26 protein-coding genes and 1 tRNA gene are annotated in these 26929 nt (G+C 64.3%); 15 read left to right on the top strand and 12 right to left on the bottom strand.

Going from position 1 to position 26929, the window contains the following annotated elements; genetic code table 11:
• Positions 1-4 precede the first annotated feature (4 nt).
• Entirely contained in the window at positions 5-871 is an 867-nt protein-coding gene (locus CH296_RS21340; protein ID WP_094685701.1) for a hypothetical protein, read from the bottom strand.
• 166 nt (positions 872-1037) lie between these two features.
• Positions 1038-3200 carry an excinuclease ABC subunit UvrB gene (uvrB, locus tag CH296_RS21335; protein ID WP_032394304.1) on the bottom strand — a complete coding sequence of 721 codons (2163 nt, stop codon included), beginning with the start codon at positions 3198-3200 and terminating at the stop codon, positions 1038-1040.
• 77 nt (positions 3201-3277) lie between these two features.
• On the opposite strand from uvrB, the gene CH296_RS21330 reads away from it, so the two are divergent.
• Complete coding sequence (locus CH296_RS21330; protein ID WP_032394305.1) at positions 3278-3823, top strand: DUF402 domain-containing protein; 546 nt, start codon at positions 3278-3280, stop codon at positions 3821-3823.
• 45 nt (positions 3824-3868) lie between these two features.
• Here CH296_RS21330 and coaE read toward each other — a convergent pair whose 3' ends face one another.
• The gene (gene coaE / locus CH296_RS21325; protein WP_094685700.1) at positions 3869-5086 is read right to left on the bottom strand and encodes a dephospho-CoA kinase; all 1218 of its coding nucleotides are present in this window, start codon (positions 5084-5086) and stop codon (positions 3869-3871) included.
• Between the two features lie 129 nt (positions 5087-5215).
• Here coaE and CH296_RS21320 point away from each other — a divergent pair, with 129 nt between their 5' ends.
• Positions 5216-5425: a hypothetical protein gene (locus CH296_RS21320; protein WP_032394307.1), complete on the top strand. Its 210-nt coding sequence runs from the start codon at positions 5216-5218 to the stop codon at positions 5423-5425.
• A gap of 156 nt (positions 5426-5581) precedes the next feature.
• Here CH296_RS21320 and rpsA read toward each other — a convergent pair whose 3' ends face one another.
• On the bottom strand, positions 5582-7060 hold the full coding sequence (rpsA, locus tag CH296_RS21315; RefSeq protein ID WP_027497255.1) for a 30S ribosomal protein S1: 1479 nt from the start codon (positions 7058-7060) through the stop codon (positions 5582-5584).
• Between the two features lie 215 nt (positions 7061-7275).
• Between rpsA and CH296_RS21310 the strand changes: the two genes are divergently transcribed.
• Positions 7276-8103, top strand: coding sequence for a class I SAM-dependent methyltransferase (locus CH296_RS21310; protein ID WP_094635399.1), 828 nt, complete (start codon positions 7276-7278; stop codon positions 8101-8103).
• A gap of 15 nt (positions 8104-8118) precedes the next feature.
• Here the strand turns inward: CH296_RS21310 and CH296_RS21305 are convergent, their stop codons facing one another.
• Positions 8119-9216: an isocitrate/isopropylmalate dehydrogenase family protein gene (locus CH296_RS21305; protein WP_094685725.1), complete on the bottom strand. Its 1098-nt coding sequence runs from the start codon at positions 9214-9216 to the stop codon at positions 8119-8121.
• 10 nt (positions 9217-9226) lie between these two features.
• On the opposite strand from CH296_RS21305, the gene CH296_RS21300 reads away from it, so the two are divergent.
• From CH296_RS21300 to trxA, 3 genes are all read left to right on the top strand, one after another.
• Positions 9227-9733 (top strand): 2'-5' RNA ligase family protein, encoded by a 507-nt coding sequence (locus CH296_RS21300; protein ID WP_094658420.1) that lies wholly within the window; start codon positions 9227-9229, stop codon positions 9731-9733.
• Between the two features lie 209 nt (positions 9734-9942).
• Entirely contained in the window at positions 9943-10941 is a 999-nt protein-coding gene (locus tag CH296_RS21295; RefSeq protein WP_094685699.1) for a helix-turn-helix domain-containing protein, read from the top strand.
• An 87-nt stretch (positions 10942-11028) separates the two neighbouring features.
• The gene (gene trxA, locus CH296_RS21290) at positions 11029-11400 is read left to right on the top strand and encodes a thioredoxin (protein WP_032394311.1); all 372 of its coding nucleotides are present in this window, start codon (positions 11029-11031) and stop codon (positions 11398-11400) included.
• Positions 11401-11477: 77 nt separating this feature from the next.
• On the opposite strand, the gene polA is transcribed toward trxA, so the two are convergent.
• Positions 11478-14219 carry a DNA polymerase I gene (gene polA, locus CH296_RS21285; protein ID WP_032394312.1) on the bottom strand — a complete coding sequence of 914 codons (2742 nt, stop codon included), beginning with the start codon at positions 14217-14219 and terminating at the stop codon, positions 11478-11480.
• Between the two features lie 261 nt (positions 14220-14480).
• On the opposite strand from polA, the gene CH296_RS21280 reads away from it, so the two are divergent.
• The 4 genes from CH296_RS21280 to CH296_RS21265 are packed head-to-tail and all read left to right on the top strand — an operon-like array spanning position 14481 to position 18705.
• Positions 14481-15821, top strand: coding sequence for a branched-chain amino acid ABC transporter permease (locus CH296_RS21280; RefSeq protein WP_052049316.1), 1341 nt, complete (start codon positions 14481-14483; stop codon positions 15819-15821).
• A gap of 7 nt (positions 15822-15828) precedes the next feature.
• Entirely contained in the window at positions 15829-16818 is a 990-nt protein-coding gene (locus CH296_RS21275) for a branched-chain amino acid ABC transporter permease (RefSeq protein ID WP_032394313.1), read from the top strand.
• A complete protein-coding gene (locus tag CH296_RS21270; RefSeq protein WP_094685698.1) occupies positions 16811-17908 on the top strand; it encodes an ABC transporter ATP-binding protein in 1098 nt (365 codons plus the stop codon). The genes CH296_RS21275 and CH296_RS21270 overlap by 8 nt, the downstream gene beginning before the upstream one ends.
• Positions 17905-18705 carry an ABC transporter ATP-binding protein gene (locus tag CH296_RS21265; protein ID WP_032394315.1) on the top strand — a complete coding sequence of 267 codons (801 nt, stop codon included), beginning with the start codon at positions 17905-17907 and terminating at the stop codon, positions 18703-18705. The genes CH296_RS21270 and CH296_RS21265 overlap by 4 nt, the downstream gene beginning before the upstream one ends.
• 144 nt (positions 18706-18849) lie before the next feature.
• Here the strand turns inward: CH296_RS21265 and CH296_RS21260 are convergent, their stop codons facing one another.
• Together CH296_RS21260 and CH296_RS21255 are read right to left on the bottom strand one after the other, a co-directional pair.
• Complete coding sequence (locus tag CH296_RS21260) at positions 18850-20184, bottom strand: ABC transporter substrate-binding protein (protein WP_032394316.1); 1335 nt, start codon at positions 20182-20184, stop codon at positions 18850-18852.
• 173 nt (positions 20185-20357) lie between these two features.
• Complete coding sequence (locus CH296_RS21255) at positions 20358-20990, bottom strand: ANTAR domain-containing response regulator (protein WP_032394317.1); 633 nt, start codon at positions 20988-20990, stop codon at positions 20358-20360.
• Positions 20991-21110: 120 nt separating this feature from the next.
• Here CH296_RS21255 and CH296_RS21250 point away from each other — a divergent pair.
• The 3 genes from CH296_RS21250 (at position 21111) to CH296_RS21240 (ending at position 22163) form a co-directional block, all read left to right on the top strand.
• Positions 21111-21187: transfer RNA gene (locus tag CH296_RS21250), tRNA-Leu, on the top strand.
• 1 nt (position 21188) lies between these two features.
• The gene (locus CH296_RS21245; protein WP_032394318.1) at positions 21189-21428 is read left to right on the top strand and encodes a hypothetical protein; all 240 of its coding nucleotides are present in this window, start codon (positions 21189-21191) and stop codon (positions 21426-21428) included.
• 3 nt (positions 21429-21431) lie between these two features.
• Entirely contained in the window at positions 21432-22163 is a 732-nt protein-coding gene (locus CH296_RS21240) for an AAA family ATPase (protein ID WP_094685697.1), read from the top strand.
• Here CH296_RS21240 and CH296_RS21235 read toward each other — a convergent pair.
• Complete coding sequence (locus CH296_RS21235; RefSeq protein WP_094629267.1) at positions 22148-23137, bottom strand: AraC family transcriptional regulator; 990 nt, start codon at positions 23135-23137, stop codon at positions 22148-22150. The two genes, CH296_RS21240 and CH296_RS21235, sit on opposite strands and share 16 nt — an antisense overlap.
• Positions 23138-23156: 19 nt before the next feature.
• Here CH296_RS21235 and CH296_RS21230 point away from each other — a divergent pair, with 19 nt between their 5' ends.
• Positions 23157-23777, top strand: a complete 621-nt coding sequence (locus CH296_RS21230) for a DUF1772 domain-containing protein (RefSeq protein ID WP_256980527.1) — start codon at positions 23157-23159, stop codon at positions 23775-23777.
• Here CH296_RS21230 and CH296_RS21225 read toward each other — a convergent pair.
• On the bottom strand, positions 23753-23956 hold the full coding sequence (locus tag CH296_RS21225) for a hypothetical protein (protein WP_141214795.1): 204 nt from the start codon (positions 23954-23956) through the stop codon (positions 23753-23755). The two genes, CH296_RS21230 and CH296_RS21225, sit on opposite strands and share 25 nt — an antisense overlap.
• Positions 23957-24013: 57 nt before the next feature.
• Here CH296_RS21225 and CH296_RS21220 point away from each other — a divergent pair, with 57 nt between their 5' ends.
• Positions 24014-24532, top strand: a complete 519-nt coding sequence (locus CH296_RS21220) for a DNA-deoxyinosine glycosylase (protein ID WP_094685696.1) — start codon at positions 24014-24016, stop codon at positions 24530-24532.
• On the opposite strand, the gene CH296_RS21215 is transcribed toward CH296_RS21220, so the two are convergent.
• Both CH296_RS21215 and pyk read right to left on the bottom strand, forming a co-directional pair.
• Positions 24498-25331: an acyl-CoA thioesterase II gene (locus tag CH296_RS21215; RefSeq protein WP_256980531.1), complete on the bottom strand. Its 834-nt coding sequence runs from the start codon at positions 25329-25331 to the stop codon at positions 24498-24500. The two genes, CH296_RS21220 and CH296_RS21215, sit on opposite strands and share 35 nt — an antisense overlap.
• 96 nt (positions 25332-25427) lie before the next feature.
• Positions 25428-26846 (bottom strand): pyruvate kinase, encoded by a 1419-nt coding sequence (gene pyk, locus CH296_RS21210; RefSeq protein ID WP_082073683.1) that lies wholly within the window; start codon positions 26844-26846, stop codon positions 25428-25430.
• Positions 26847-26929 lie beyond the last annotated feature (83 nt).

The following is a 26929-nucleotide window of genomic DNA, read 5'->3' as shown; positions in this document are numbered from 1 at the left end:
CGGATCACTTCTTCGTGAGCGCGGGCCCGAAGACGCCGGCGGGAATGACGCCCTGGCCGACGATCGACTCGCGCCACGGCGTCGCGATCGAGACCAGCCGAGCAGCACCGTCCTCACCGAGGGCGGCCCAGGGCGCAACAGCGAGGTCATTGGTGATGTCCTCGACCAACGTTCGGAGATCCTTGCCGTCCTGGGTCAGTGCACCGTCGGACGAGAGCAGCTCTCGATCGGCCAGAGACGCGACCGCCGCGTCCCACTGCTCGGTCGACCACCCTCGACGCTTGCGGGCGAACTCCTTCTCGAACCCGTATCCGGTGGCGGTATGGGTGATCAGCGCTTCGAGACCGCTCAGGCCCGCCGTCTGCAGCGCCGCGATGTGACCGTCACCGCGGTATTCACGGATGAGAGTGAGGGCGTGCCACAGCACGAGATGCGGAGCTGTCGGCCAGTCGAGCTCTGCATACGCCGCGTACAGGGGTCGACCGTCGTCACCGGGAATCCCCCGGGCCGCGATCGATGCCAGGTCCGCGGCCTCGGCCATGTCCGCGGATTCGAGAACCTCGGGGCCCAGCAGTCGACCGAAGGCGGCATCGAGAGTGGCGTAACGGATGGCCATGATCTCGTCGGGTGACGTGATGTCCCAGGCCGCCGGGATGAGCGGTGCCACCAGCTCCCGATTGAAGTTGTAGAACGTGGCGGTCACGACGCCCGCACCGACGCGCCCCAGTGGTGCAGCTCGACCCGCGAAATAGCAGGCCCGCGGCGCCAACCCGGTTGCGACCAGAGCATCCTGCGTCTCCGGAAGGAAATAGGTCATCGAGTGGATCAATTCGAGCGCGCGAGAGGTGCGGCCGGCGGTGGTTGCGTCCATCACTGAACCGTAACCGAACCATCTCGAACCACTCCGCAGGCTCCACTCGCGCCCCCCTGGCTCATTCCGCTGGCTCCACTCGCGCCCCCCCCTGGCTCATTCCGCTGGCTCCACTCGCGCCCCCCCTGGCTCATTCCGCAGGCTTCACTCGCGCCACCCGCCCGACCTACTTGAGGCCGGCCGCGTCCATGCCTCGGAGCTCCTTCTTCAGATCCTGGATCTCGTCGCGCAGCCGGCCGGCGAGCTCGAACTTGAGCTCACGTGCCGCGTTCATCATCTGATCGGTCATGTTCTTGATCAGATCGGCCAGCTCGGCGCGGGGCATCGACGACACGTCCTGACCCTCGTACACACCGGTGCTGACCGACCTGCCCGCCTCGCCCTGCGCTCGCCGTCCGCGGCTGGCGTTGCGACCGGATCCACCGACTTCGACGACGGACTCGGTGTCCTCGGCCTCCTGGTACACCTGGTCGAGAATGTCGGCGATCTTCTTGCGCAGCGGCTGCGGATCGACGCCTCGCTCCTTGTTGTACGCGATCTGCTTCTCGCGTCGACGCTCGGTTTCCTCGATGGCGTAGGTCATCGAATCGGTCATCTTGTCGGCGTACATGTGGACTTCACCGGAGACGTTTCGCGCGGCACGGCCGATGGTCTGAATGAGACTGGTGCCGCTGCGAAGGAAGCCTTCCTTGTCGGCGTCGAGAATCGCCACCAACGAGACTTCGGGTAGGTCGAGACCCTCACGGAGCAGGTTGATGCCCACCAGTACGTCGTACTCGCCCAACCTGAGTTGCCGGAGCAGTTCGACGCGGCGCAGCGTGTCGATGTCGGAGTGCAGGTAGCGGACACGAATGCCGAGTTCGAGGAGGTAGTCGGTCAGATCCTCCGACATCTTCTTGGTCAGCGTTGTCACCAACACACGCTCGTCCTTCTCCGCGCGTTCCCGGATCTGATGGACCAGGTCGTCGATCTGCCCCTTGGTCGGTTTGATGACGACCTTGGGGTCGACGAGTCCGGTGGGACGAATCACCTGCTCGACGAACTCTCCCCCGGTCTGGCCCAGCTCGTACTTTCCCGGAGTTGCCGAGAGGTAGACCGTCTGACCGATGCGCTGGGTGAACTCCTCCCACGTCAACGGTCGGTTGTCGGTCGCGGACGGCAAGCGGAACCCGAAGTCGACGAGATTGCGCTTGCGCGACATATCGCCCTCGTACATGGCTCCGATCTGCGGCACCGTCACGTGGGACTCGTCGATGACCAGTAGGAAGTCCTCGGGAAAGTAGTCGATCAGCGTCGCGGGCGCGGTGCCTGCACCACGGCCGTCGATGTGCCGCGAGTAGTTCTCGATACCAGAGCAGAACCCGACCTGCTTGATCATCTCCAGGTCGTATTGCGTCCGCATCCGCAGCCGCTGAGCCTCGAGCAGTTTTCCTTTGCTCTCCAGCTCGGCGAGCCGATCTTCGAGTTCGGCTTCGATGTCCTTGACGGCTCGTTCCATTCGCTCCGGACCGGCAACGTAGTGCGTGGCCGGGAAGATGCGCACCGAATCCACCTGCCGAACGATGTCGCCGGTGAGCGGATGCAGGTAGTACAGCGCTTCGATCTCGTCACCGAAGAACTCGATTCGAATCGCGAGTTCCTCGTAGGACGGAATGATCTCGACGGTGTCGCCGCGGACCCGGAACGATCCGCGGGTGAAGGCCATGTCGTTGCGGGTGTACTGCACGTCCACCAGCAGCCGGAGCAGCGCGTCACGCTGCACTTCGACGTTGACCTCCAGCTCGATCGACCGATCGACGTACGACTGCGGGGTGCCGAGACCGTAGATGCACGACACCGACGCCACCACGACCACGTCTCGGCGCGAGAGCAGCGATGCCGTCGCCGAGTGCCGCAGACGTTCGACATCGTCGTTGATGGACGAGTCCTTCTCGATGTAGGTGTCGGTCTGCGCGATGTACGCCTCGGGCTGGTAGTAGTCGTAGTACGAGACGAAGTACTCGACTGCGTTGTTGGGCAACATGTCTCGCAGCTCGTTCGCCAACTGCGCCGCCAGCGTCTTGTTCGGTGCCATCACCAGGGTCGGGCGCTGCAGCTTCTCGATGAGCCAGGCGGTGGTGGCCGATTTGCCGGTACCGGTGGCACCGAGCAGGACGACGTCCTTCTCGTCCGCCTTGATCCGCCGTTCGAGCTCGGCGATGGCGGTCGGCTGATCGCCTGCCGGTACGTGTTCGCTGACGACCTCGAACGCCGGTCCGGTGCGCTCTATTGCGCCCACTGGACGGTGTTCGGAGTGCGCGACAACGGGATGTTCGGATGCAAACGCCATTTCACAAGCGTAGACGCGACCACCGACAAGTTCCGTCGGACAGACCCACACGCTGGTTCCCGGTAGCTTCTACAGGCATGGTCGCTCACACGTCAGCCGGTGCGCACGCCGTCGTTCATGCCCCCAAGCACGAGACGTTCGACCTCGTCGCCAAGACGAACGTGGATCCCAAGGGGTTCGTCCGTGTCGTCGACGAATACCGCGTCGAGCCGTGGGGGCTGTACATGGCCCGCCCGTCGGATCACGCCCATTTCGACTACCTGGAGTCCTGGTTGCTGCCCGCTCTCGGGCTCCGAGCCTCGGTGTTCCACTACCTGCCTGCACACGCCCGCGATCAGGACTACTACGTCGACATCGGCGAGTACACCGCCGGCACCACCCGTTGGACATCCGTCGACCACTATCTCGACCTCAGTGTCCGTACCGGCCGCGATTACGACCTGCTCGACGTCGACGAGTTGTTCGACGCTCGGGTGGCGCAACACGTCGACACCCCGACGGCCGAGCTGGCACTGGCCAGATCGATCACGGCCATCGAAGGTCTGACGCGACACGATTACGACCTGAACGCGTGGCTCGCGTCGGTCGGAATGCCGACCGAGTGGAACGGTAAACCGTCCTGATCCACCGACCCGGGTTCTCAGGGTCCAGGATCAACCCGACCCGATTCACGCAGACCAGTTCGTCTCCTCCGCCCACTGCCATGCCCGGCGGTATGCCACATCGAACCACGGTGCTTTTGCGTTCTCGTAGGCCTCGATCGCCGATGCGAAGTCCGTGATTCCGGCAGCGGCCTCGGAGGCGCGTCGCTTGATTCCGGAATACTCGGTCCTGATGCTGTCGTCCGCCCGCAACCAGTCCCGGAACAGCAGGGCGAACGTCTGATTGGGCCAGCCGTCCACCCGGATGTGGACGTTCGCCGGCCGGCCGGGGTCTGCACTGCCGTGAAAACGCTTGGACCACACGGCCGGATCCGCTTCGCCGCCGATTCCGTATGCGGGCTTCGGATGGTCGAAGTCGCTCGCCTCTCGTCGGGGGAACCCCGCCACACGCAGCTGCTCGGCGACGGAATCAGCGTCGTCGAGGCCTCGCACGGTGATCTGAATGTCGATGACATCCTTGGCGTCGAGGCCGGGCACTGCGGTGGATCCGATGTGGTCGATTCGGAGCGCTTTGTCGGCGCAGGCCAGGGCCAGGCGCGAGATGATGCGTCGGGCCTGCAACTCCCACGTGGGGTCGGCCGTCACCTGTTCCGGATGAACACGCGCGATGACTCCCTCCCTGATGTTGCGCTCGAAGGGAATCAGACGGTCGTTCCACAGGGCTCGGACGACGTCGTCGACGCTGCCCGGCGCACCGGTGTTGTCGATCCACACGTCTGCCGCGGCTCGGCGCGCATCATCGGTTGCCTGCGCTGCGATACGCGCGCGAGCGTCGGCCTCGGGCATACCTCGCTGTCCGGTGAGACGACGCACCCGTTCCTCGGCGTCGACCCACACGATGACCACGAGGTGGAAGAACGGGCCCATCGATCCCTCGACGAGGAGCGGAATGTCCTGCACCACTACGGCATCCGGCGCTGCTCCGTCGATGATCTCGGCGGTGCGCTCACCGACCAACGGATGAACGATCGCGTTGAGTTTCTTGCGGGATTCCTCGTCGCCGAATGCTTTGGCCGCCAAGGCCGGACGGTCGAGCGAGCCATCGGGTGCAAGAATGTCGGCTCCGAAGGTATCCGTCAGGCGTTGCAGCCCAGGTGTTCCCGGCTCCACGACTTCACGGGCAAGTACATCGGAGTCGACGAGCACTCCCCCGAGTTCGGTCAGCACCTTGGCAACGGTCGATTTTCCGGCACCTATTCCACCGGTCAGTCCCAGTCTCAGCATGCACCCAGTCTGACACTCGAACACGCCGAAGCACACCAGCCTCAAATGCACCGGTTTCGGAGGCCGGTCGGTTATCTTCGACGAGCGCGACCTCGATGTGCCGACCCACAGCTATTGAAAAGGACACCCATGCGAAGCAATCAGATCCAACCGGGTCGGCACCGCCTTGGCATGGATGCAGGCGTTCATTGCATTCTCATCCCGGAAGTTGCCTCGGCGTTGGCCGACCACCGGCGTAACTGGTTCACCAACCTCCTGACCCCCGCCCGCCACAGCTTCGCCACCATGCGCAAGCGCACGGAGAGCGTCGGCCAGTGGAGTCCAGCCACCGCCGCGTAGTTCGCACTCCCCCTCCACCATGGGCCCGGTTCATCCGAACCGGGTCCATTGTCGTGTCCGCACGTTCTCTGCTCACCTGATTCGAACGAGAAAGCCCCGGTTCTCACGTGGAGAACCGGGGCTCGGTGTCACACCCTCACGGGTGGACCACTTCTATCAGGCGTTGCCCGACAGCTTCTCGCGAAGTGCAGCGAGCTGCGCATCGCTGGCCAGCGATCCACCGGTCGAGGCCGGAGCCGACGCTGCGGGAGCGTCGCCTTCTGCATCGGCGGGGGCCTGACCCGACTCGGAGGAGTAGTTGGTGTTGGCGGCTTCGGCAGCTTCGTCCTTGGCCGTCTTCTCCATCTGAGCGGTGTGCATCTTGTGGCGACGCTCTGCCTCGGCGTAGCGACCTTCCCACTCTTCACGCTGCTTCTCGTAACCTTCGAGCCATTCGTTGGTCTCGGAGTCGAAGCCCTCGGGGAAGATGTAGTTGCCACCCTCGTCGTACGAGTCGGCCATGCCGTACTTGGACGGATCGAACTCTTCTGCGTAATCCTCGTTGGCCTGCTTGAGGCTCAACGAAATCCGGCGACGCTCGAGATCGATGTCGATGACCTTGACGAGTGCGTCGTCGCCGACACCCACGACCTGGTCCGGAACCTCCACGTGGCGCTCGGCCAGCTCGGAGATGTGCACGAGGCCCTCGATGCCCTCTTCGACGCGCACGAATGCACCGAAGGGAACCAGCTTGGTGACCTTGCCGGGCACGATCTGGCCGATCGCGTGGGTGCGAGCGAACTGGCGCCACGGATCTTCCTGAGTTGCCTTGAGCGACAGGGAAACACGCTCGCGGTCCAGGTCGACGTCGAGAACCTCGACGGTGACCTCGGTGCCGACCTCGACAACCTCGGACGGGTGATCGATGTGCTTCCAGGACAGCTCGGAGACGTGCACGAGTCCGTCGACGCCACCCAGGTCCACGAAGGCACCGAAGTTGACGATGGAGGACACGACGCCCTTGCGGACCTGGCCCTTCTGAAGCTGGTGCAGGAACTCGCTGCGGACCTCGGACTGGGTCTGCTCGAGCCATGCGCGGCGCGACAGGACCACGTTGTTGCGGTTCTTGTCGAGCTCGATGATCTTGGCCTCGATCTCCTTGCCGACGTACGGCTGGAGATCGCGGACGCGACGCATCTCGACGAGCGAGGCGGGAAGGAAGCCACGAAGACCGATGTCGAGGATGAGTCCACCCTTGACGACCTCGATGACGGTGCCCTTGACGGCCTCGTCCTTCTCCTTGAGCTCCTCGATCGTGCCCCAAGCGCGCTCGTACTGAGCTCGCTTCTTGGACAGGATCAGACGGCCTTCCTTGTCCTCCTTGGTGAGGACGAGTGCTTCGATCTCATCTCCCACGGAGACGACCTCGTTGGGGTCGACGTCGTGCTTGATGGAGAGCTCGCGGGAAGGAATGACGCCTTCGGTCTTGTAACCGATGTCGAGTAGAACCTCGTCACGATCGACCTTGACGATGGTGCCCTCGACGATGTCACCATCGTTGAAGTACTTGATCGTGGCGTCGATGGCGGCGAGAAAATCCTCTGCGGAGCCGATATCGTTGACGGCTACCTGCGGTGAGGTTGTGGTTGAGGGCATGTGTTGAGTTGCTCCGGACGGGTTGGGTATCGGTTGATGGATGTTCGGTCGGACTTGGTGAAACGTGTGCAACACGAGCATCTTCGGCGAATCCCTTGACGGATCCGTATGCGCCGACGTCGAGCGAACCCGACCTGGGCGCAGCATGAACACACTCGCGTTGAACAGGGTACGCGATGCCGCAGTACCAGCACAAACCCGGTTAGAGTCGGCGTGTGACCGATCTTTCCACACCGTCGTCCACTCCCGGCCGCGGCCGAATCGATTCGGTCGCCAGCGACCGTGCGAGTCGTCTCTGGTGGGATTCCGACGCCGACAACTACCACCGTACGCACGGCGCGTTTCTCGGCGTGACGACCGAATCCGGGGAGTTCGTCTGGTGCCCGGAGGGACTGCACGAGGGCGACGTGCATCTGCTCGGTGACGTCGTGGGCAAGGACGTCCTGGAAGTGGGCTGTGGCAGCGCACCGTGCGCCCGCTGGCTCGGAGCTCAGGGTGCGCACGCCATCGGCCTCGACATCTCGATGGGCATGTTGCAGCGAGGCGTCGACGCGATGAACACGGGCGGATCGACGGTTCCGCTGGTCCAGGCCAGTGCCGAGTCCTTACCGTTCGGCGACGAGCGGTTCGACATCGTCTGCTCGGCCTTCGGGGCGGTGCCGTTCGTCGCGGACTCCGCCAATGTGATGAAGGAGGTCGCGCGGGTACTGCGGCCGGGCGGGATCTGGGTGTTCGCGGTCAATCATCCGATGCGCTGGGTGTTCCCCGACGATCCCGGCGTCGGCGGTCTGACCGCGACGATTCCGTACTTCGATCGAACCCCGTACGTCGAGTACGACGCCGACGGGACCCCGAACTACGTGGAGCATCACCGCACGATCGGTGACCGTGTGCGCGAGCTGGTCGCCGCAGGCCTCGAGGTGCGCGACATCGTCGAACCGGACTGGCCGGAGTGGCTCGACCGTGAGTGGGGTCAGTGGAGCCCACTGCGCGGGCAACTCTTTCCGGGCACCGCGATCTTCAGCAGCCGCAAACCGCTCTGACCGGGAGCGCCGCGATCAGCGCCGGTGAACTCGGGCCTCGACGGCCTCGGTGAAGGCACTGGTCGACGCCTGCCCGCCGAGGTCGGCTGTCGCGACCCCGGATTCGACCGTGGCGTCGACGGCGTGTCGGATCCTGCCGGCGGCTGCGGCCAACCGTTCGTCCCGATGCCGCGGGGCAAGCCATTCGAGCAGCATCGCGGCCGACAGGAAGAGCGCGGTCGGATTGGCTCGGTTCTTGCCCGCGATGTCCGGGGCCGATCCGTGCGAGGCCTGCGCCATCGCCTGGGTTTCCGAGGAGTTGATCGACGGCGCGGTGCCCAGCGACCCGGACAGCTCACCCGTCAGATCCGAGAGAATGTCGCCGAACATGTTCTCGGCCACGATGACGTCGTAGTCCTCGCCCCGTCGAACCAGGTGCGCGGCAAGGGCGTCGACGTGCTCCTCGGTGACCTCGACGTGCGGAAACTGTTCTCCCACTGCGCGGCACGCATCGCGGAACAACCCCGTCGTCATCGATAGCACGTTGGTCTTGTGCACGATCGTCAGTTGTCGATTGCGTCGCTCGGCCAACGAGAACGCTTCGCGTGCAATGCGTTCGCAGGCCGCGCGGGTGAACACTCCGACCGCGAGAGCCACATCGGGAGTGGGCATGAACTCCCCGCTGCCGACGAACATGTTGCGATCGGCGTAGAACCCCTCGGTGTTCTCCCGCACGACCACCAGATCCATTCGCGGGGACACTGCACGTACGCCGGGCAGTGCCTTCGCCGGCCGAATGTTGGCGAACAGACCGAAGTTCTTACGAATCCGTCCGCCCGGGGTCAGCTGAGATCGGAACGGCTGCGGGTAGGAGGCGCTGTCGTGCGGACCGAGAATCCAGCATTCGAGCTCGCCCAACTTCGCGAGCGTGGAATCGGGCATGGGCGTTCCGTGCTCGTCCATGGCACCGAGGCCCAGCGGCAGGTGCACCCAGTCCGCAGCCGGTCCACGGGCCGCCGCGAGGGCCGAATCGACCACCCGGATGGTTGCAGGCACGATCTCGTGGCCTATCCCGTCGCCGGTCATGGCCCCGATCCGTAGTGCCGTTGCATTGCGACCGTTCGTCTGCGACATCATGGCCTCCATGGTGCAGTCCGCAGAACTTCTCCTCGACCCCGGCCTCGACGCTGCGGTTCGCCGCGAGTGGGCGGCACTGTCCGACGCCGGCCTCCCGAGCCAGAACCGGCACCGCGGTGAGTCGAACCGCCCGCACGTCACCGTCGCGGTGGCGTCGTCGATGCCGGACGCGGTGGACGACGGCGATGCGGTCCGCTTCGATCCGTTCGATGTGCGTCTCGGCGGGCTCGTCGTGTTCGGTGGTCGATCGATCACCCTGGCGAGACTGGTGGTTCCGTCGAGCGAGTTGCTCGATCTGCACGCCCGGCTGTACGAGGCCGTGGGCGAACGTTCGCTCGATCACCTCGAACCCGGCCGATGGACACCGCACGTCACGGTGGCCCGACGGTTGACGCCCGAGGAGGCAGGAGCGGCGGTGCGCCTGCTCTCGGTAGACGTCGACGATCTGGTCGGAGCTGCTGTTGCGCTGCGCCGATGGGACGGCGAGGCCAAGCGCGAATGGCGGATCGGCTGACCTGGGCACCCTAGAACCGGTAATCGCCGAACTGAGTCACCTCCGCGTGGGTATCGGGAGCGACGCCTGCGACCACGAGGGCGTCGAGGGCCAGGAACAGCAGCACAACTACCAATACAATTGTCATGTCGCTAGCTTCCAACCTGCGGAGACGGTGCACGAGTGGCAGTAACGCCATATATCGACGACTTTCTGCCATACTTCTGTACATGCTGAAACGAGTGGTCGTCGCGCTGATGCCGTTGACAGAACAGTTCGAGCTTGGCGTCGCCTGCGAGGTGTTCGGATTCGATCGCTCGGACGAAGGACTGCCCACCTACGACTTCTCCCTGATCTCAGGTGTCCCACAACCGATCCGCACCCGCGTCGGCTACACCATCGACGTGCCACACGATCTCGACAGCCTCGACACCGCCGATCTGATCATCATTCCGGCGGGAGGCACCGAGGCGGCGGTCGACGGCAGCTTCGTGTGCGGCACCGAATACGACGCGTCCATCGAACCCCTGCTGGCCAAACTGCGCGCGGCGGTGGAACGAGGGGCGATGGTCGCGAGCCTGTGCAACGGTGCCTTCGTACTCGGCAAAGCGGGTCTTCTCGACGGCAGACCCTGCACGACGCATTGGCGGCACTCCGACTCGCTGGCCGCGAAATATCCCCTGGCACAGGTGGATCCGAACGTCCTCTACGTGGATGCCGGCAACGTGCTCACCAGCGCAGGCACGGCAGCCGGCATCGACCTGTGCCTGCACATCGTGCGCAAGTACCAGGGCAGCGTCGTGGCCAACGGGATCGCCCGCCGGATGGTCGTTCCTCCGCATCGCGACGGCGGGCAGGCTCAATTCGTCACCAGTCCGCTGCCCGCCACTCGCACCGAGACACTGGCTCCGCTGCTGGATTGGATGACCGAGAATCTCGACTCCGAGCTCACCATCGGTCGACTGGCGGCGCGGGTGAACATGTCTGCGCGAACCTTCGCCCGCAGGTTCGCGGCCGAAACCGGAACGACGCCGGCGCGCTGGCTCAACGACCAGCGAGTACTGGCAGCGCAGCAACTGTTGGAGAACTCCGATCTTCCGATGGATTCGATCGCCGAGGTGGTCGGCTTCGGAAATGCCGCGGCTCTGCGGCAGCACTTCGTGCGGTTGCGATGCACCACACCGAACTCCTACCGCCGCACGTTCCGCGCTGCCTACCAACCAGCCTGACCCGCCGCGCTCCTACACAGTCGGGATGATTCCGGCGAGTACCTGCGTTGAGACACAGCAGAAGCGCAATCAAACGAAAGGGACCGCGTGGCCACTCAGACTTTGACCCAGCAGAATTTCGACGAGATCGTGACGAGCAACGACGTGGTGTTGGTCGATTTCTGGGCGTCCTGGTGCGGACCGTGCCGCCAGTTCGCGCCCACCTTCGAGAAGTCGTCGGACGCGCACCCCGACGTCGTGCACGCCAAGGTCGACACCGAGGCCGAGCAGGGTCTTGCTGCGGCAGCGCAGATCCAGTCGATCCCGACGATCATGGCGTTCCGCGAAGGAATTCTCGTCTACGCACAGCCCGGCGCACTGCCTGCACCGGCGCTGGAAGACCTTGTCGGTCAGATCAAGGCACTCGACATGGACGTCGTACGCCAGCAGATCGCCGAGCAGGCTCCCGCGGCGGAGTAGTTCGCCGCAGCCGTACATAGAGCGAAGGGCCGCTCACCGAATTCGGTGAGCGGCCCTTCGCCTGGCCATGGGTCGAATCAGTGTGCAGCGGCGTCCCAGCTGCGACCGGTGCCGACCGAGACTTCCAGGGGCACCGACAGTTCGATGGCCGAGGACATCTTGTCGCGTACCAGTGCCTCGACTTCCTCGCGCTCGGAGTCGACGACTTCGAGTACCAATTCGTCGTGCACCTGCAAGAGCATCCGCGACTTCAGCGTCGACTCCGCCAGCGATCGGTGCACGTCGATCATCGCGACCTTGATGATGTCTGCGGCGGTGCCCTGGATGGGCGCATTGAGAGCGGCCCGCTCGGCGACCTCGCGGCGCTGACGATTGTCGCTGTTGAGGTCGGGCAAGTAGCGGCGCCTGCCGTACAGCGTGGAGGTGTATCCCACTTTGCGCGCTTCCTCGACGGCGTTGCGCAGGTAGTCACGGACGCCTCCGAACCGCGCGAAGTACGCCTCCATCTGCTGCTTCGCCTCGTCGGTGGAGATCTTGAGCTGCGCGGCGAGACCGAAGGCGCTCAATCCGTAGGCCAGTCCGTACGACATGGCCTTGACGCGGCGACGCAGTTCGGGCGTGACCTCCTCGATCGGCACTCCGAAGGCCCTGGCACCGACGAAACTGTGCAGGTCCTCGCCGGTGTTGAATGCCTCGATCAGCCCTTCGTCGCCGGAGACGTGCGCCATGATGCGCATTTCGATCTGGCTGTAGTCGGCGGTGAGAAGCGTGTCGTATCCGGCCCCGACGACGAAGCCGTCACGGATGTGGCGTCCCGCCTCGTTGCGCACCGGAATGTTCTGCAGGTTCGGCTCGGTGGACGACAGTCGCCCGGTTGCCGCGACCGTCTGATTGAACGTGGTGTGAATGCGTCCGTCGTCGGCGACGGATTTCAGCAGGCCGTCGACCGTCACCTTCATCCGCGTCGCGTCCCGATGATCGAGCAGGAACTTCAGGAACGGATGCTCGGTCTTCTCGAACAACCCTTGCAGCGCATCGGCGTCGGTGGTGTAGCCGGTCTTGGTCTTCTTGGTCTTGGGCATGTCGAGTTCCTCGAACAGCACCACCTGCAACTGCTTCGGTGACCCGAGGTTGATCTGCTTGTCGATCACGCCGTAGGCGGAGTTCGCAGCCTCGTCCACCTGCGCAGCGAATCCGGACTGCAATGCGCGGAGGTGATCACCGTTCACGGCGATACCCGTTGCCTCGACATCGGCCAACACCGTCAGCAGCGGCAGCTCCATCTCGGAGAGCAGGGTGGTCGACTCGATGGCGGCGAGCTCGGCGTCCAACGCATCGGCCAGGTCGATGACGGCCCGCGCCTTGAGAATCTCGCCCTCCGCGAACGCCGCATCGGCGGTGTCCTCGGCATCGAGCAACGACATCTGGCCTTCACCCGCATCCTCCACCCGGAGTTCGCGTTTGAGGTAGCGCAACGACAGGTCGTCGAGGTTGAACGACCGCTGCCCGGGCCGCACCAGGTACGCCGCAAGGGCTGTGTCGGTGGTCAACCCACCGAGGGTCCAGCCGCGGCCACGAACTGCATGCAGAGCCCACTTGGCCTCGTGCAGAGCCTTCGGCTGCGCCGGATCGGCGAGCCAGGCAGCAAGTGCCTGCTCGTCGGATTCGTCCAGAGCGGTCGTCGTGACGAACGCGCCTTCCCCGTCGGCCGCAGCGATCGCCACCGACGTCGCGTCGCTGTCGAAAGGCCGACGCGGGCCGAGGATGGACAGCCCGCTCCGTCGGCCGTCGGCCGCGTGTTCTCCCAGCCATGCGGCCAGATCGCCGGGCGCGACAATGCCGCCGCGGACGTCGAAACCTTCTTCTGCTTCGGGTTCGACCGACGCGAGCGTCTCGAACAATCGGTCCCGCAGAATGCGGAACTCCAGGTCGTCGAACAAGGCGTGGATCTTCTCGCGATCCCACGGAGCCAGTTCGAGCTGATCGGGGGTGTAGGGCAACGGCACATCGCGGACCATCTCGGTGAGCTCGCGGTTGAGCACCACACTCGACAGGTTGGCCCGCAGTGCATCTCCCACTTTGCCCTTGACCTTGTCCACGTTGTCGACAAGAGCGGTGAGGGAACCGTATTCGATGATCCACTTGGTCGCCGTCTTCTCGCCGACCCCGGGAATGCCGGGGAGGTTGTCGCTCGGGTCTCCGCGCAGGGCCGCGAAGTCCGGGTACTGCGATGGCGTCAAACCGTACTTGGTGGCGACCTCGGCGGGGGTGAACCGAGTCAGATCCGACACGCCCTTGCGCGGATACAACACCGTGACGTTGTCCGTCACCAACTGCAGCGCATCGCGATCGCCGGTGACCACCAGAACGCGGTACCCCAGTGCCTCTGCCTGGGTCACCAGAGTGGCGATGATGTCGTCGGCCTCGAAGCCCGCCTCGGCCATCACCGGGATACCCATGGCCCCGAGTACGTCCTTGGTGATGTCGACCTGACCGGCGAACTCGTCGGGCGTCTTGCTGCGGTTGGCCTTGTACTCGGGGTACCGCTCGGCGCGAAAGGTCTGCCGCGAGACGTCGAACGCCGCCGCGATGTGCGTCGGTTTCTCGTCCCGCAGCAGGTTGATCAACATCGAGGTGAACCCGTACACCGCATTGGTGGACTGACCGCTCGTGGTCTTGAAGTTGTCCGCGGGCAACGCGAAGAAGGCACGGAACGCCATCGAGTGGCCGTCGATGAGCAGCAACGTGGGCCGCTCTCCGCCCGCTTTCGCATCGGTCTCGGCTGCGGGCGCTGCACTTTTCTCCGTTACTGGGCTCACGGTTGACCAGTCTAGGGAGACAGTCCGACAACTCGTAGCCGGATGCACGCGCCACGACGCGATCGCACTCGATGCGCACGCCGCGCACCGCGAAACACAACCGATACTTTCCGGAAATCTCAGTCGCCGATTTTGCGTCGTTTCAGCGGATAGAGTCCGACAATTGCAGGAAACCCACATACCCGTGGCACAACGACAACCGTCCGGAGGACGTGCGTGGCTCCAAATGTTCGATGGACCAGAAAGGTGCAACCGCCGAGGTTGCGCGCAAGATCTGCCGTTCGGCTCCTTCAGCGAACACTCCTACTCGCCGTTCTGAGTTCCATTGCCGCGCTGCTGTTCAGTGCGCCGGCATTGGCCCAGGAACCTACCCCCACTCCCCCGGCAGCGCCGGGGACCAGTGCCGAACAGGCACCACCGGCGGACGCGGTCAGCGTCGCCGGATCCCTGAACAACGGTGGCGAACGACTCGTCGGCGTCGACGTCGCGGCGCTCGACGCGTCCGGCTCCGAAGTCGCCCGTACCACCAGTGAAACCGGGGGCCGGTGGACCCTCGAACTGTCTCCCGGCACCTACACGTTCCAGGTGGTTCAGGAAACGCTCCCCGACGGCGTCAGCGTCCAGGGCGAGGTCCAGCGCGATGTGCAGGCCGGGCGTTCCAACACCGTCATCTTCTCGTTCGGTGAGGCCAGAACCGCCACCACCATTCCGTTCTACGAGAAGTTCGTTCGCACCACCGTCGACGGCTTCCGTTTCGGCCTCGTCATCGCGCTCGCCGCGGTCGGGCTGAGTCTGATCTTCGGCACCACCGGTCTGACGAACTTCGCACACGGAGAACTCGTCACACTCGGTGCCGTCGCGGCGTGGTTCTTCAACGTCAGTGTCGGCATACAACTGATCCCGGCCACGCTGCTCGCGATAGTCGTCGGAGTCGCGATCGGCTGGCTCAACAATGCCCTGATCTGGCGGCCGTTGCGCAAACGGCGAACAGGCCTCATTGCTCAGCTGGTGGTCACCATCGGCCTGGCGATCGCACTGCGTTATCTCATCCTGATCTTCTTCTCGGATCGCTCCGAGCCCTTCGACGATTACCAGGCGCAGACCGAGAACGACTGGGGTCCGTTGTCGATCACCAACGTCAACCTCGCCTGCATCGTCATCAGCATCGTCGTCCTGGTCGGCGTCGCGCTGATGCTGCAGCGCACCAAGATCGGCAAGGCCATGCGTGCGGTGGCCGACAACCGGGATCTGGCCGCGTCCTCCGGCATCAACGTCGAGCGCGTGGTCACGTTCGTCTGGTGCCTCGGCGGCGGCCTGGCTGCCCTCGGCGGCGTGTTGTTCGGGCTCTCCGAACTCGGCGGTCGCGTCCAGTGGGAGATGGGCTTCAAACTTCTGTTGCTCATGTTCGCCGGCATCACACTGGGTGGCCTGGGAACGGCCTACGGCGCATTCCTCGGTTGCGTCATCGTCGGTCTGCTCGTGCAGTGGTCGACGCTGGTCATCAATCCCGATCTCAAATACATCGGAGGGTTGCTCGTCTTGATTCTCATCCTCGTCGTCCGTCCACAGGGCATCCTCGGCTCGCGACAAAGGATCGGGTGACCTTCACATGGATATCATCGGCGCACTTCAGATCTCACTCGCTCAGCTGGTCGGCCCGTCCGCCATCTTCTACGCCCTGCTCGCCATCGGCCTGAACCTGCACTTCGGCTACGCCGGACTGCTCAACTTCGGCCAGATCGGCTTCGCACTGCTCGGCGGCTACGGCGTCGGCATCACCACGATCACCTACGAACAGCCGCTCTGGCTCGGCATTCTGGTCGGTCTCGCCGCGGCAGGACTGCTCGCCCTGGTGCTCGGCATCCCGACTCTGCGACTGCGAGCCGACTACCTCGCGATCGTCACCATCGCCGCGTCGGAAATACTGCGACTCGTGTTTCGTTCCACCGCAACGGATTCGGTGACCAAGTCGACCAACGGCATCACCGGCTTCGCCGGCCCGTTCACCAGCATGAGTCCGTTCGAGGGTGGCAAGACGTACAGCTTCATTGGCGTGCGATTCCTGGGTAACGACCTGTGGGCCATGCTCGTCGGCTGGACGCTGGTCCTGCTGCTGTGCGGGGTGGTCTACCTCCTGACGCACAGCCCCTGGGGACGTGTGCTCAAGGCCGTTCGTGAAGACGAGGACGCGGCCCGCTCGCTGGGTAAGAACGTGTTCGTCTACAAGATGCAGGCGCTGGTTCTCGGTGGTGTCATCGGCGGCATGGGCGGCGTGTTCAACGCACTGCAAACCCAGTCCATCAACCCGGACTTCTACTCGACGGCGCAGACGTTCTTCGCCTTCGGTGCCCTGATTCTCGGTGGTGCCGCAACGGTGTTCGGCCCCGTCCTGGGCGCGATGCTCTTCTGGTTCCTGCTGTCCATTCCCGATGCCATTCTGCGACAGCTGATCTCCGGCGACGACCCGGTGCTCAACCTCACCGGCGCGCAGGTCGGTGCCACGCGGTTCGTGCTCCTGGGAATTCTGATCGCCGTCTTGATGGTGTTCAGACCTCAGGGCATTCTCGGCAACAAGCGAGAGGTTCAACTCAATGCCTGACCCGAGCAAGGATGCCGCCGCAACAGCGGCACCGAGCAAGAAAGCAAGCACCCTCGAATCACGTGCTGCCAAGGCACTGTCGAGTGATCAGCGGTCGGCGTTGTTCGCCGGTGTCGCCAACGAGCCCGGATCCCCCAAGCCCGACGCCACCCTGGTGGTCGACGGCGTCTCGCGCACCTTCGGCGGCCTGAAAGCCGTCGACGTCGCGCACCTGGAGATCCAGCGTGGGTGCATCACCGGACTCATCGGGCCCAACGGCGCAGGCAAGACCACCCTGTTCAATCTGCTCACGGGATTCGATCGACCCGACACCGGTACCTGGTCGATGGACGGCCAGGAACTGGGTCGGATGCATCCGCACCAGGTGGCACGCAAAGGTGTCGTCCGTACGTTCCAGTTGACCAAGGCGCTGTCGAAACTGACTGTGCTGGACAACGTTCGGCTGGGCGCAACCGGTCAGCGCGGCGAGCGCATGATCAACACGTTCATGCCGTGGACGTGGAAGGCCCAGGAACGTCAGATCACCGAACGCGCCTACGAGCTATTGGGGCGCTTCAAGCTCGACGCCAAGGCCGACGACCTGGCCGGCTCGTTGTCCGGCGGCCAACGCAAGCTGCTCGAGATGGCGCGTGCGCTGATGACCGATCCGTCGGTGGTCATGCTCGACGAGCCGATGGCCGGGGTCAATCCTGCTCTGACGCAATCGCTTCTGGGGCACATCAAGTCCCTTCGCGACGACGGTATGACGGTGGTGTTCGTCGAGCACGACATGGACGTCATCCGCGACATCAGTGACTGGGTGGTGGTGATGGCACAGGGCAGCATCATTGCCGAGTCCACCCCCGAGGAGCTCTCCAACAACGGAGCCGTCGTCGATGCGTATCTCGGTAGCCATCACGATCAGGCTCTGGAATTCGATGCCGACGGCAATCCGGTCGGTGCCACTGCGGAGCTCGCAGAGGCACTGAAGAAGGCCGAGGCCGAGGAACTCGAAGCGGGAGGCGACCTCTCGGAGCCGGAGTTCGTACGCCCGGTGGTAACCGACGAGACCGAAGGCGGCTCGCACCGGGCCGAGGAGGACGAACGATGAGCGAACAGACATTGACGCCGGCAGAGTTCGCCGCGACACCCGAGGAGCACGCCCGCCTCGCCGAAGGTGCATTGCTGCGCGCCGACGGCTTGGTGGCCGGGTACATCCCGGGCGTCAACATCCTCAGTGAATGCAACTTCTTCCTCAACGACGGGGAGATCGTCGGCATCATCGGACCCAACGGAGCCGGGAAGTCGACCCTCCTCAAGACCCTGTTCGGGCTGGTTGCCGTCCGTGAGGGCAGCGTCAAACTGCGAGGTGACAACATCACCTCCGCCGAAGCGCACGTCCTGGTCACCAAGGGAGTCGGCTACGTTCCGCAGACGCAGAACGTCTTTCCGTCGTTGACCATCGAAGAGAACCTCGAAATGGGAATCTATTTGCGTCCCAAGAAGTTCGGCGAGCGATTCGAGTTCGTCAGCGAACTGTTCCCGCTGCTCGGTGAGCGCAAGAAGGTCAAGGCGGGCGCACTGTCCGGCGGCGAGCGACAGATGGTCGCCATGGGACGCGCACTGATGATGGAGCCGTCGGTACTGCTGCTCGACGAACCGTCGGCCGGACTGTCACCGATGTTCCAGGACGAGGTGTTCATCCGCTGCAAGAAGATCAATGCAGCGGGCGTGTCGATCATCATGGTCGAGCAGAACGCCCGTCGTTGCCTCCAGATCTGCGACCGCGGCTACGTTCTCGATCAGGGCCGTAACGCCTACACCGACACCGGTCCGGCGTTGATGAACGACCCGAAGGTGATCGAGCTGTATCTCGGCACGCTGGCAGGAAGCAAAGAGAAGAAGTAGCTCCTCGCAACGACGAAGGCCCCGGTTCGATCGACATCGAACCGGGGCCTTCTCGCTGCCGTCGAACGTGCGGCACATACGCAAGCCACTGGGCCCGAGTCCTGATCGAGGACTCGGGCCCAGAGGCTGTGTGACAGTTACAGATCACTCACCGACGACGATGTAACCGTCCGTCGTCAGGGTGTTGTCCGGTCCGAAGACCAGGTTGCCGTAGGAACCGGTGGCGGGCTCTCCTGCGTCACTGAAGTTCAGCGCGCCGGTGATTCCGTCGTAGTCGATGTCGGTTCCGGCCTTGACGAGCGGAAGGCACTCGGCGTAGCTGGTGCACTTGGTGCCGTCCTTGGTGACGCTGTTGATGTTGGCAGCGATGTCGGTGCCTGCCGTCGACTTGGCCTGCTCGGCCGCGAGTGCCGAGATGACCACCGCGTCGTAGGACTCGCCTGCGTAGTTGAAGTCCACCAGGGCCGGATCCACGCTCTTGAGACGATCCTGGAATCCGGTGCCGACGTCGGTCAACGGGGTGGTGCCACGCATCGTGTCCAGCAGACCTGCTGCCACCGACTCTCCGAGGGCGTTACCCATGTTGCCGTCGACTCCGTAGACCAGCGTGCCGTCGGACGGTCCGATGCCGATCTCGTGCATACGGGTGATGATCTTCGCGGACTCCTCGAAGCCGATGATGGCCACGGCGTCCGGGTTGAAGTTCTTCACGCCGTCGACCTCTGCGTTGAACGACTGTGCGTTCGGGTCGTAGATCGTGGTCTGGATCTGGTCCGCCGCGATGCCGGCCTCTTCGAGGTTGTCCGCGGTGTTCGCGGCCAGGCCCGTACCGTACGGGTCGTTGAGCGCGAGGATGGCGACGCGCTGCGCACCGTCCTGGGCGATCAGCTGGGACAAGGCCTGTGCCTGCAGCACGTCGGTGGGTGCGGTACGGAAGTACTGACCCTTGTCCGGGTAGCAGACGAACTGGTCGGACGTGTTGGCCGGCGAGAACTGCACGACGCCTGCGCTGGCGATCTTGTCGATGACCTTGAGCGAGACAGAGGACGACGCCGCACCGACGATGACGTCGGCACCGCCGGCGAGCAGACGGTCGACCGTGGTGTTGGCGGTATCGGTCGTCGTGTCGCCCGAGTCACCGGGGATGAGCGTGACGGGCTGCTCGAGGACGCCACCGGCGGCGTTGACGTCGTTGACGGCCAACTGGACGCCGGCAACTTCGGGCGGGCCGAGGAAGGCCAGGGTTCCGGTCTCGGGGAGAAGGGTGCCCACCACCAGCGGTGCCGTATCCGGGGTTGCCCCGGCAGTGGCCTGCTCGGGCGTGCAGTCGGTGGAGACGGTCGTTTCCGCGGCTGCAGTGCCGCCGCTGGCACTGGTGGAGTCGGTCGAGCCCGAGTCGTCGCTCGACGAACAGCCGAACAGTGCGAGCGAGGTAACGCTCAGCACCGCAGCCGTGCGGACATAGGTCCGAATTGCCATCTAGGTTCTCCTTGAAATTGCTCGTCGATGAAGCGCACCTGAGTTACATGTCGCTCACGTGTGGGTCAGACGCTAATGCTCGGAGCTGATTCGCAAGGCCTAGAACGACGCTCGTGACCTGACTGTGACCTAGGGAGTCGAAGTTTTACGTGGCCGTAGCTTTCGAGGGCCGATCAGCTCTCTGCCACAGGCTTGTTCGCAGGGGTACCGAGCGTGTCGATCACGACCTCCGCGACGGCCTTCATCGTCGTCCTGCGATCCATGGCGGCGCGCTGAATCCACTTGAACGCCTGCGGTTCTGTGAGAGATTGCGATTCCATCAGGATGCCCTTGGCCTTCTCGATGAGCTTGCGCGTCTCGAGCCGGTCCTGCAGATCCACGATCTCGGATTCGAGCGCGGAGATCTCACCGAAACGGCTGGCGGCCAACTCCACCGCAGGCATCAGATCGGCTTTGGTGAACGGCTTGACCAGATACGCCATCGCTCCGGCATCGCGCGCCTTCTCCACGAGCTCGCGCTGACTGAACGCGGTGAGAATGACGACGGGCGCGATGCGCTTCTCGGCGATCTCCGATGCCGCATCGATTCCGTCCCGACGCGGCATCTTCACGTCCATGATGACCAGATCGGGACGCAGTTCGACGGCCAACTCCACCGCCTGCTGACCGTCGGCCGCTTCACCGACGACGTCGTAGCCCTCTTCGCGGAGCATCTCCACGAGGTCGAGCCGGATCAGGGATTCGTCCTCTGCCACCACCACACGAAGCGGGGGCTTGCCAGTACCGTGCGCACCAGGAGCGTTCATCTGTATCGGTCTCCTTTGACAGTCATCGCCCATCGGGGCCGTCGAGCATCTGAAGGGTACCGGTGCGCGACGCCGAAAGCGCATCTTCTAAACTCGTCAATCGTTGCTTGAAAGACGCCAGCCCTCGTATCCCAATTGGCAGAGGAAACGGATTCAAAACCCGTCCAGTGTGAGTTCGAGTCTCACCGAGGGCACCACGTGGATACATCCCCGTTCGCGACGTCGGTGATCGTCTTCGTCGATCGCGCCTACAGTGGGGTGATGTACATACCCAGCAGTCTTCGTTGCCACGACACCAGTGCGGGCAGTTTGTGCGCAGCGAAGGTCGACCATCGGTTCGGGGATTCGGCGGACCTGTCGGCGCAGTGGGTCTTCTACACCTGCAGCGCGGACTCCGCCCACGAGACCGGTTACGTCGACCGCCTGGTCACTGCCTGAACCATGTTCGTAGAGCGCGCGTACGTCCACACCGACGACGTCGGAGCGGATTGGCCCTTCACCGTGCCCGCAGTCGCCGACCTCGCCCGTGACGGACTCGAATTCCTGGCACCGGTCACAATTCTGGTCGGCGACAACGGTTCCGGTAAATCCACCCTGGTCGAGGCGATCGCCGAGGGTTTCGGAATCGATGCCCGCGGCGGTCGGGCGGCGCAGCAGTCGCGTCGACTCGACGAGGTGACGAGCGCTCTCGGTGAGGTACTCAAGCTCGAGACCACACCGCGGGGTTCTCGCATGCTTCGTGGTCCGCGACAGCAGAAGCGTGGCTTCTTTCTGCGCGCCGAGACCGCGTTCGAAATGGCCGAAAACCTGAGCGGGATGCCGGGATTCTGGGACGAGAACACCGCCGAGATGAGCCACGGCGAAGGGTTCCTGACCATGTTCGGTGCAATGTTGACCGAACCCGGCTTCTATGTCCTGGACGAGCCGGAATCTGCCTTGTCGTTCACCGCGAGCCTGCAGCTCGTTGCACTGATGTCCGAGCTGGGCGACGAGGGCGCGCAGATCGTCTGCGCCACCCATTCACCGATTCTGGCGTCGACCCCCGGTGCCGACATCGTCGAAGTCGGCGAACACGGTCTGCGCCGAAGCACCTGGGACGAACTCGAATTGGTCCAGCATTGGCGTCGCTACCTCGAAGACCCGAACAGCTATCTCCGTCATCTGCTCGACTGAACCGCGGCCATCGACACCTCGGGACGGCGACGCACACTTCCAGGCGAGACCCCCATCGCCCGCTTGAACGCTTTCCCGAACGCCGCCTCCGAGAGATACCCACTGCGCCGGGCCAATTCGGCCAGCGCGACGTCCTCGGAACGCAGGGTCTGATATGCGACCTGCATTCGCCACGTGGCCAGGTAGCTCATCACGGATCGACCGACCAGCTCGGTGAAACGCGCCGAGAACGCCGAACGCGACATGTTCGCGCTCGACGCCAGAGCCGCAACGGTCCACCGCTGGTGAGGATGTCGATGAATCAGGGCCAGAGCAGCGCCGATTCGATCGTCCTGCAACGCTCCGAGCCACCCCGACTGCGCTCGCGCAGTGCCGCCGATCCACGACCGCAGCGCCAGGATCACCAGAATGTCGGACAGCCGGGTGATGACCGCTTCTCCCCCGGGCTCGAGAACTCGGGCTTCGTCCGCCACCATCGCCAGGACGTTCTGCATCCTCGTTTGCTGCGGTCCTGGCTCCGCATCGACGAACACCACGGCAGGAAGCAGACGGACGAGCTGTTGCGCCGCAGGGTGATCCAGCCGCACCGCCCCGCACACCAGAGTGGCAGGCGGTCCTGCTCCTTCACCGTGAGTGATCACCGCATAGCGGTCGCTGACGTACTCGTGCGGGAGGTCGTACACACTCACCGCTCGTGTCGCCGCATCCGCGTCGGCGGCGAGAACATGACCGCGCCCATGAGGGACCAACGCGAAATCGCCTGGCACCAACTCCCGCGTCGGCTCATCGGGAACCGCCAGCAGGCACCGACCGTCCACCACCGTGTGAAACCACAGCGCATCCTCCATGGCGGGCAGGTCGAGACCCCACGAACCGCTCATCTCCGATCGTACGTAGAACGATCCGGTCATCCGTAGAAAGTGCAGGGCCTCACCGAGCGGATCGGGCGATTTCCAGGGGTCGAGTCCACGCATCGATCGATTGTCCCACGACATGGACGATCGGACATCGAATCCGGCGTTTCGAGCATTGTTCATCCCGCCGTTCCGAGCAACAGTGGACGACAGAGCAGTTCTCGACGAAAGGACCACCGACCGTGAACATCCACCGAACAGACCCGTCGTGATCGAGCGGGCGTCCTCGGTCGCCACCACCGTATCCGCCGTCGGATGCGGATCGATGGCAGGAGTGCTGCTCGCGTTCTCCGTCAGCGTGCTGCCCGGCCTGGCGACACTGCCGGTACCCGACGCGATCGCCGCGATGCAGAGATTCAATGCGGCGATTCTCGGTCCGGTGTTTCTCGGCCTCTTCTTCGGAACGGCCGTATCATGCACTCTCGCAGCGATTCTCGCCGTGTCGGCCGGTCGGGGTTCACCCCTGCTCGTCGTGAGCGGTGCCGTTCTCTACATTCTCGGCTGCGTCGCGATCACGGCCGTTCTGAACGTCCCCCTCAACGACGCGTTGGCCGGCGTGGATCCCGGCAGTGCTGCCGGCGCTCAGGTGTGGCAGAACTTCACCGACACGTGGACGCGATGGAACAACGTGAGGACGATTGCGGCGACTGCCGCCTGCGCCGTCCTGATCGTGGGTCAGGGCAGATCGGCACTGGGCTGATCGGACACCGAATCCTGATGTCTCCTGCGGATTTCTTCCTCGAACCGCGCGATGAGGTGGTCGGTGTCGGCGGTCGAGACATCCCGCGCGCCTTCGTCCATCGCGGCGTCACGCCCCCGACGCAGTGCGGCGAGTTCGGCTTCGAGTTCGTTGTTGTCGAGTACGCGTGGATCCAACATGACCTCCATTGTGGTCCCCCGTCCGCTGCCCCCGCGGGGATTTGCTGTAATCGCGCAATGAACGTCGTGCACAGTTTCGAGCCGATCGTCGGACCGGGCGCAACCATCCTGATCCTTGGGTCGATGCCCGGCGTCGCGTCGCTGGCCGCGCAGCAGTATTACGCGCATCCGCGAAATGCGTTCTGGCCGATCATGGGAACGCTGTTCGGTGCGGGCCCCGAGCTACCCTACGACGAACGCACCGAGCGTCTGCGCGGCCATGGCGTCGCCGTGTGGGATGTGCTGAAGCTGTGCACGCGAGAGGGAAGCCTGGACTCGGCGATCGTCGAATCCTCGATCGAGGCAAACGATTTCGGGAATCTGTTCGCCGAGAACCCCGGCATCGACAGGGTGTTCTTCAACGGAGCGAAAGCGGCCGAGAGCTACCGTCGCCACGTGAGGACGGTGACGCCCCACGTGAGATTCACCCGACTGCCGTCGACCAGCCCTGCGCTCGCCACGCTCGATCTCGCCGCGAAAACGCTGGAGTGGTCGAATGCCCTCAGGCCCGCTCCCGCTTCGGGAAGTGCCGGATGAGACCCTCCTGCACAACAGTGGCCAACAATTGGCCGTCCATCGAGAAGAAGCGTCCGGTGGCCAGCCCACGGGACCCGGCCGCTACCGGCGATTCGGTGGCGTAGAGAGCCCACTCGTCGAACCGGAACGGGCGGTGGAACCAGATGGAATGGTTGACCGTCGCCGCGACGATGCGATCGAGCCCCCACGACAGACCGTGGGTGGTGATGATCGAGTCGAGCACAGTCGTGTCCGACGCGTAGCCCATGGTCGCGGCGTGAAAAATCGAGTCGTCGGGCAGATCGCCGTCGGCCTTCATCCAGACCCGATTGTGATTGAGTTTCTCGCCGGTGCCGTGCATGATCCACGCCGGATCGTTCGCGTAACGCATGTCGATCGGTTTGAGTGCATCGACGAACATCTGCAGCCGGTCCTCGTACCCGACGAAGTGATCGCCGAGCGGAGGCAATGCATCGGGGTACGGAACCTCGGGCACCTCCACGCTGTGCTCGAGTCCCTTGCCGAAATCCTGGAAAGCGGCGAGCATGACGAACAGCTCATTGCCGTCCTGGACGGCGGTGACCTGGCGGTTGGCGAATGCTCGGCCGTCGCGCTGACGGGAGACCCGGTATTCGATGGGCTTCTTCACGTCACCACCACGGATGAAATGTGCGTTGATCGCATGCACGTCACGCGACGTACCGGACACCGTGCGCCCTGCCGCGATCAGGGCCTGAGCGACCAGTTGCCCCCCGAACGTCCGGCTCCCCACCTGCTCGGGGTGAACGCCGACGAACACGTCCTCCTCGATCTCCTCCAGTGCGAGGAGATCGAGGAGCGTCTCGAGATCGGTCTTGCGTACAGCTGTACTACTCGGCGCGCTTTCGCTGACGCCGGTTCCCCCCGCTTCGACCACTTACCGGTCCTCTTCTCCGATTCGGTGCACATGGATCAAGTTGGTCGAGCCTACTGTGCCGGGAGGGGCACCGGCCACGATCACGACCTGATCGCCCTTGTTGTACCGACCGAGTTCGAGCAGAGCCTTGTCGACCTCTTTCACCATCGCGTCCGTCGAGCCCACATCGGGGACCAGGAACGTCTCGGTGCCCCAGCTCAGCGACAGCTGGCTACGGACCTCGGAGATCGAGGTGAAGGCGAGCAACGGCAGCTTGGTGTGCAGGCGAGCCAACCGTCGAACGGTGTCACCCGACTGGGTGAACGCTACGAGCGCCTTCGCGTCGAGCCGCTCGCCGATGTCGCGAGCAGCGTAGGAGATGACGCCACGCTTGGTGCGCGGCACGTGAGTCAGCGGAGGAACGCTGTCGCCCTCGGTCTCGACGGTCTCGACGATGCGCGCCATCGTCCGCACGGTTTCCATCACGTATTTGCCCACCGAGGTCTCGCCGGACAGCATGACCGCGTCGGTCCCGTCGAGCACTGCGTTGGCGACGTCTGACGCCTCGGCGCGCGTCGGCCGGGAGTTCTCGATCATCGATTCGAGCATCTGGGTCGCAACGATGACGGGCTTGGCGTTGGCGCGGGCGATCTGGATGGCGCGCTTCTGCACCAGCGGCACCTGCTCGAGGGGCAGCTCGACGCCGAGGTCACCGCGGGCGACCATGATCGCGTCGAACGCGAGCACGATGGCTTCGAGGTTGTCGACGGCTTCGGGCTTCTCGAGCTTCGCGATGACCGGAACTCGGCGGCCGACGCGGTCCATCACAGCGTGCACGAGTTCGACGTCGGCGGGAGAACGCACGAACGACAGGGCGATGAAATCGACACCGAGGGCGAGGGCGAACTCGAGGTCGGCGATGTCCTTCTCGCTCATGGCGGGAACGGACACATCCATGCCGGGCAGGGACACGCCCTTGTTGTTGCTGACCGGTCCACCTTCGGTGACGCGGCACAACACGTCGTTGCCTTCGACACCGGTGACCACGAGGCCGACCTTGCCGTCGTCGACGAGCAGGCGGTCGCCTTCTTTGGCGTCCTGGGCCAGCTCCTTGTAGGTGGTCGACACCCGGTCGTGAGTGCCCTCGCACTCCTCGACGGTGATGCGAATCAGCTCGCCGGCCGCCCAGGTGGTCGAGCCCTCGGCGAAACGGCCGAGACGAATCTTCGGTCCCTGCAGGTCGGCCAGAATGCCCACGGCTTTGCCGGTGGCGTCCGATGCTGCTCGAACCCTCTCGTAGTTGGCCTGATGATCGGGGTGATCACCATGGCTGAAGTTCAGTCGCGCGACATCCATTCCACTCTCGACGAGTTCGCGGATGCGCTCTGTGGTTGCGGTTGCGGGTCCAAGGGTGCAGACAATCTTCGTACGTCGGCTCACGAAGGCGAGCCTAGCCGCTGGACGCCGCGTTCTCTATCGCAGACGAGTCCACTCGAATACTACCGATCGGTAGCCGCGCTACC

Source organism: Rhodococcus sp. 14-2496-1d (assembly GCF_002259365.1).
In the GTDB taxonomy this organism is placed as follows: domain Bacteria; phylum Actinomycetota; class Actinomycetes; order Mycobacteriales; family Mycobacteriaceae; genus Rhodococcoides.
Note: the sequence above shows the minus strand (reverse complement) of the source record. Positions and strands in the feature narration are given on the sequence as shown.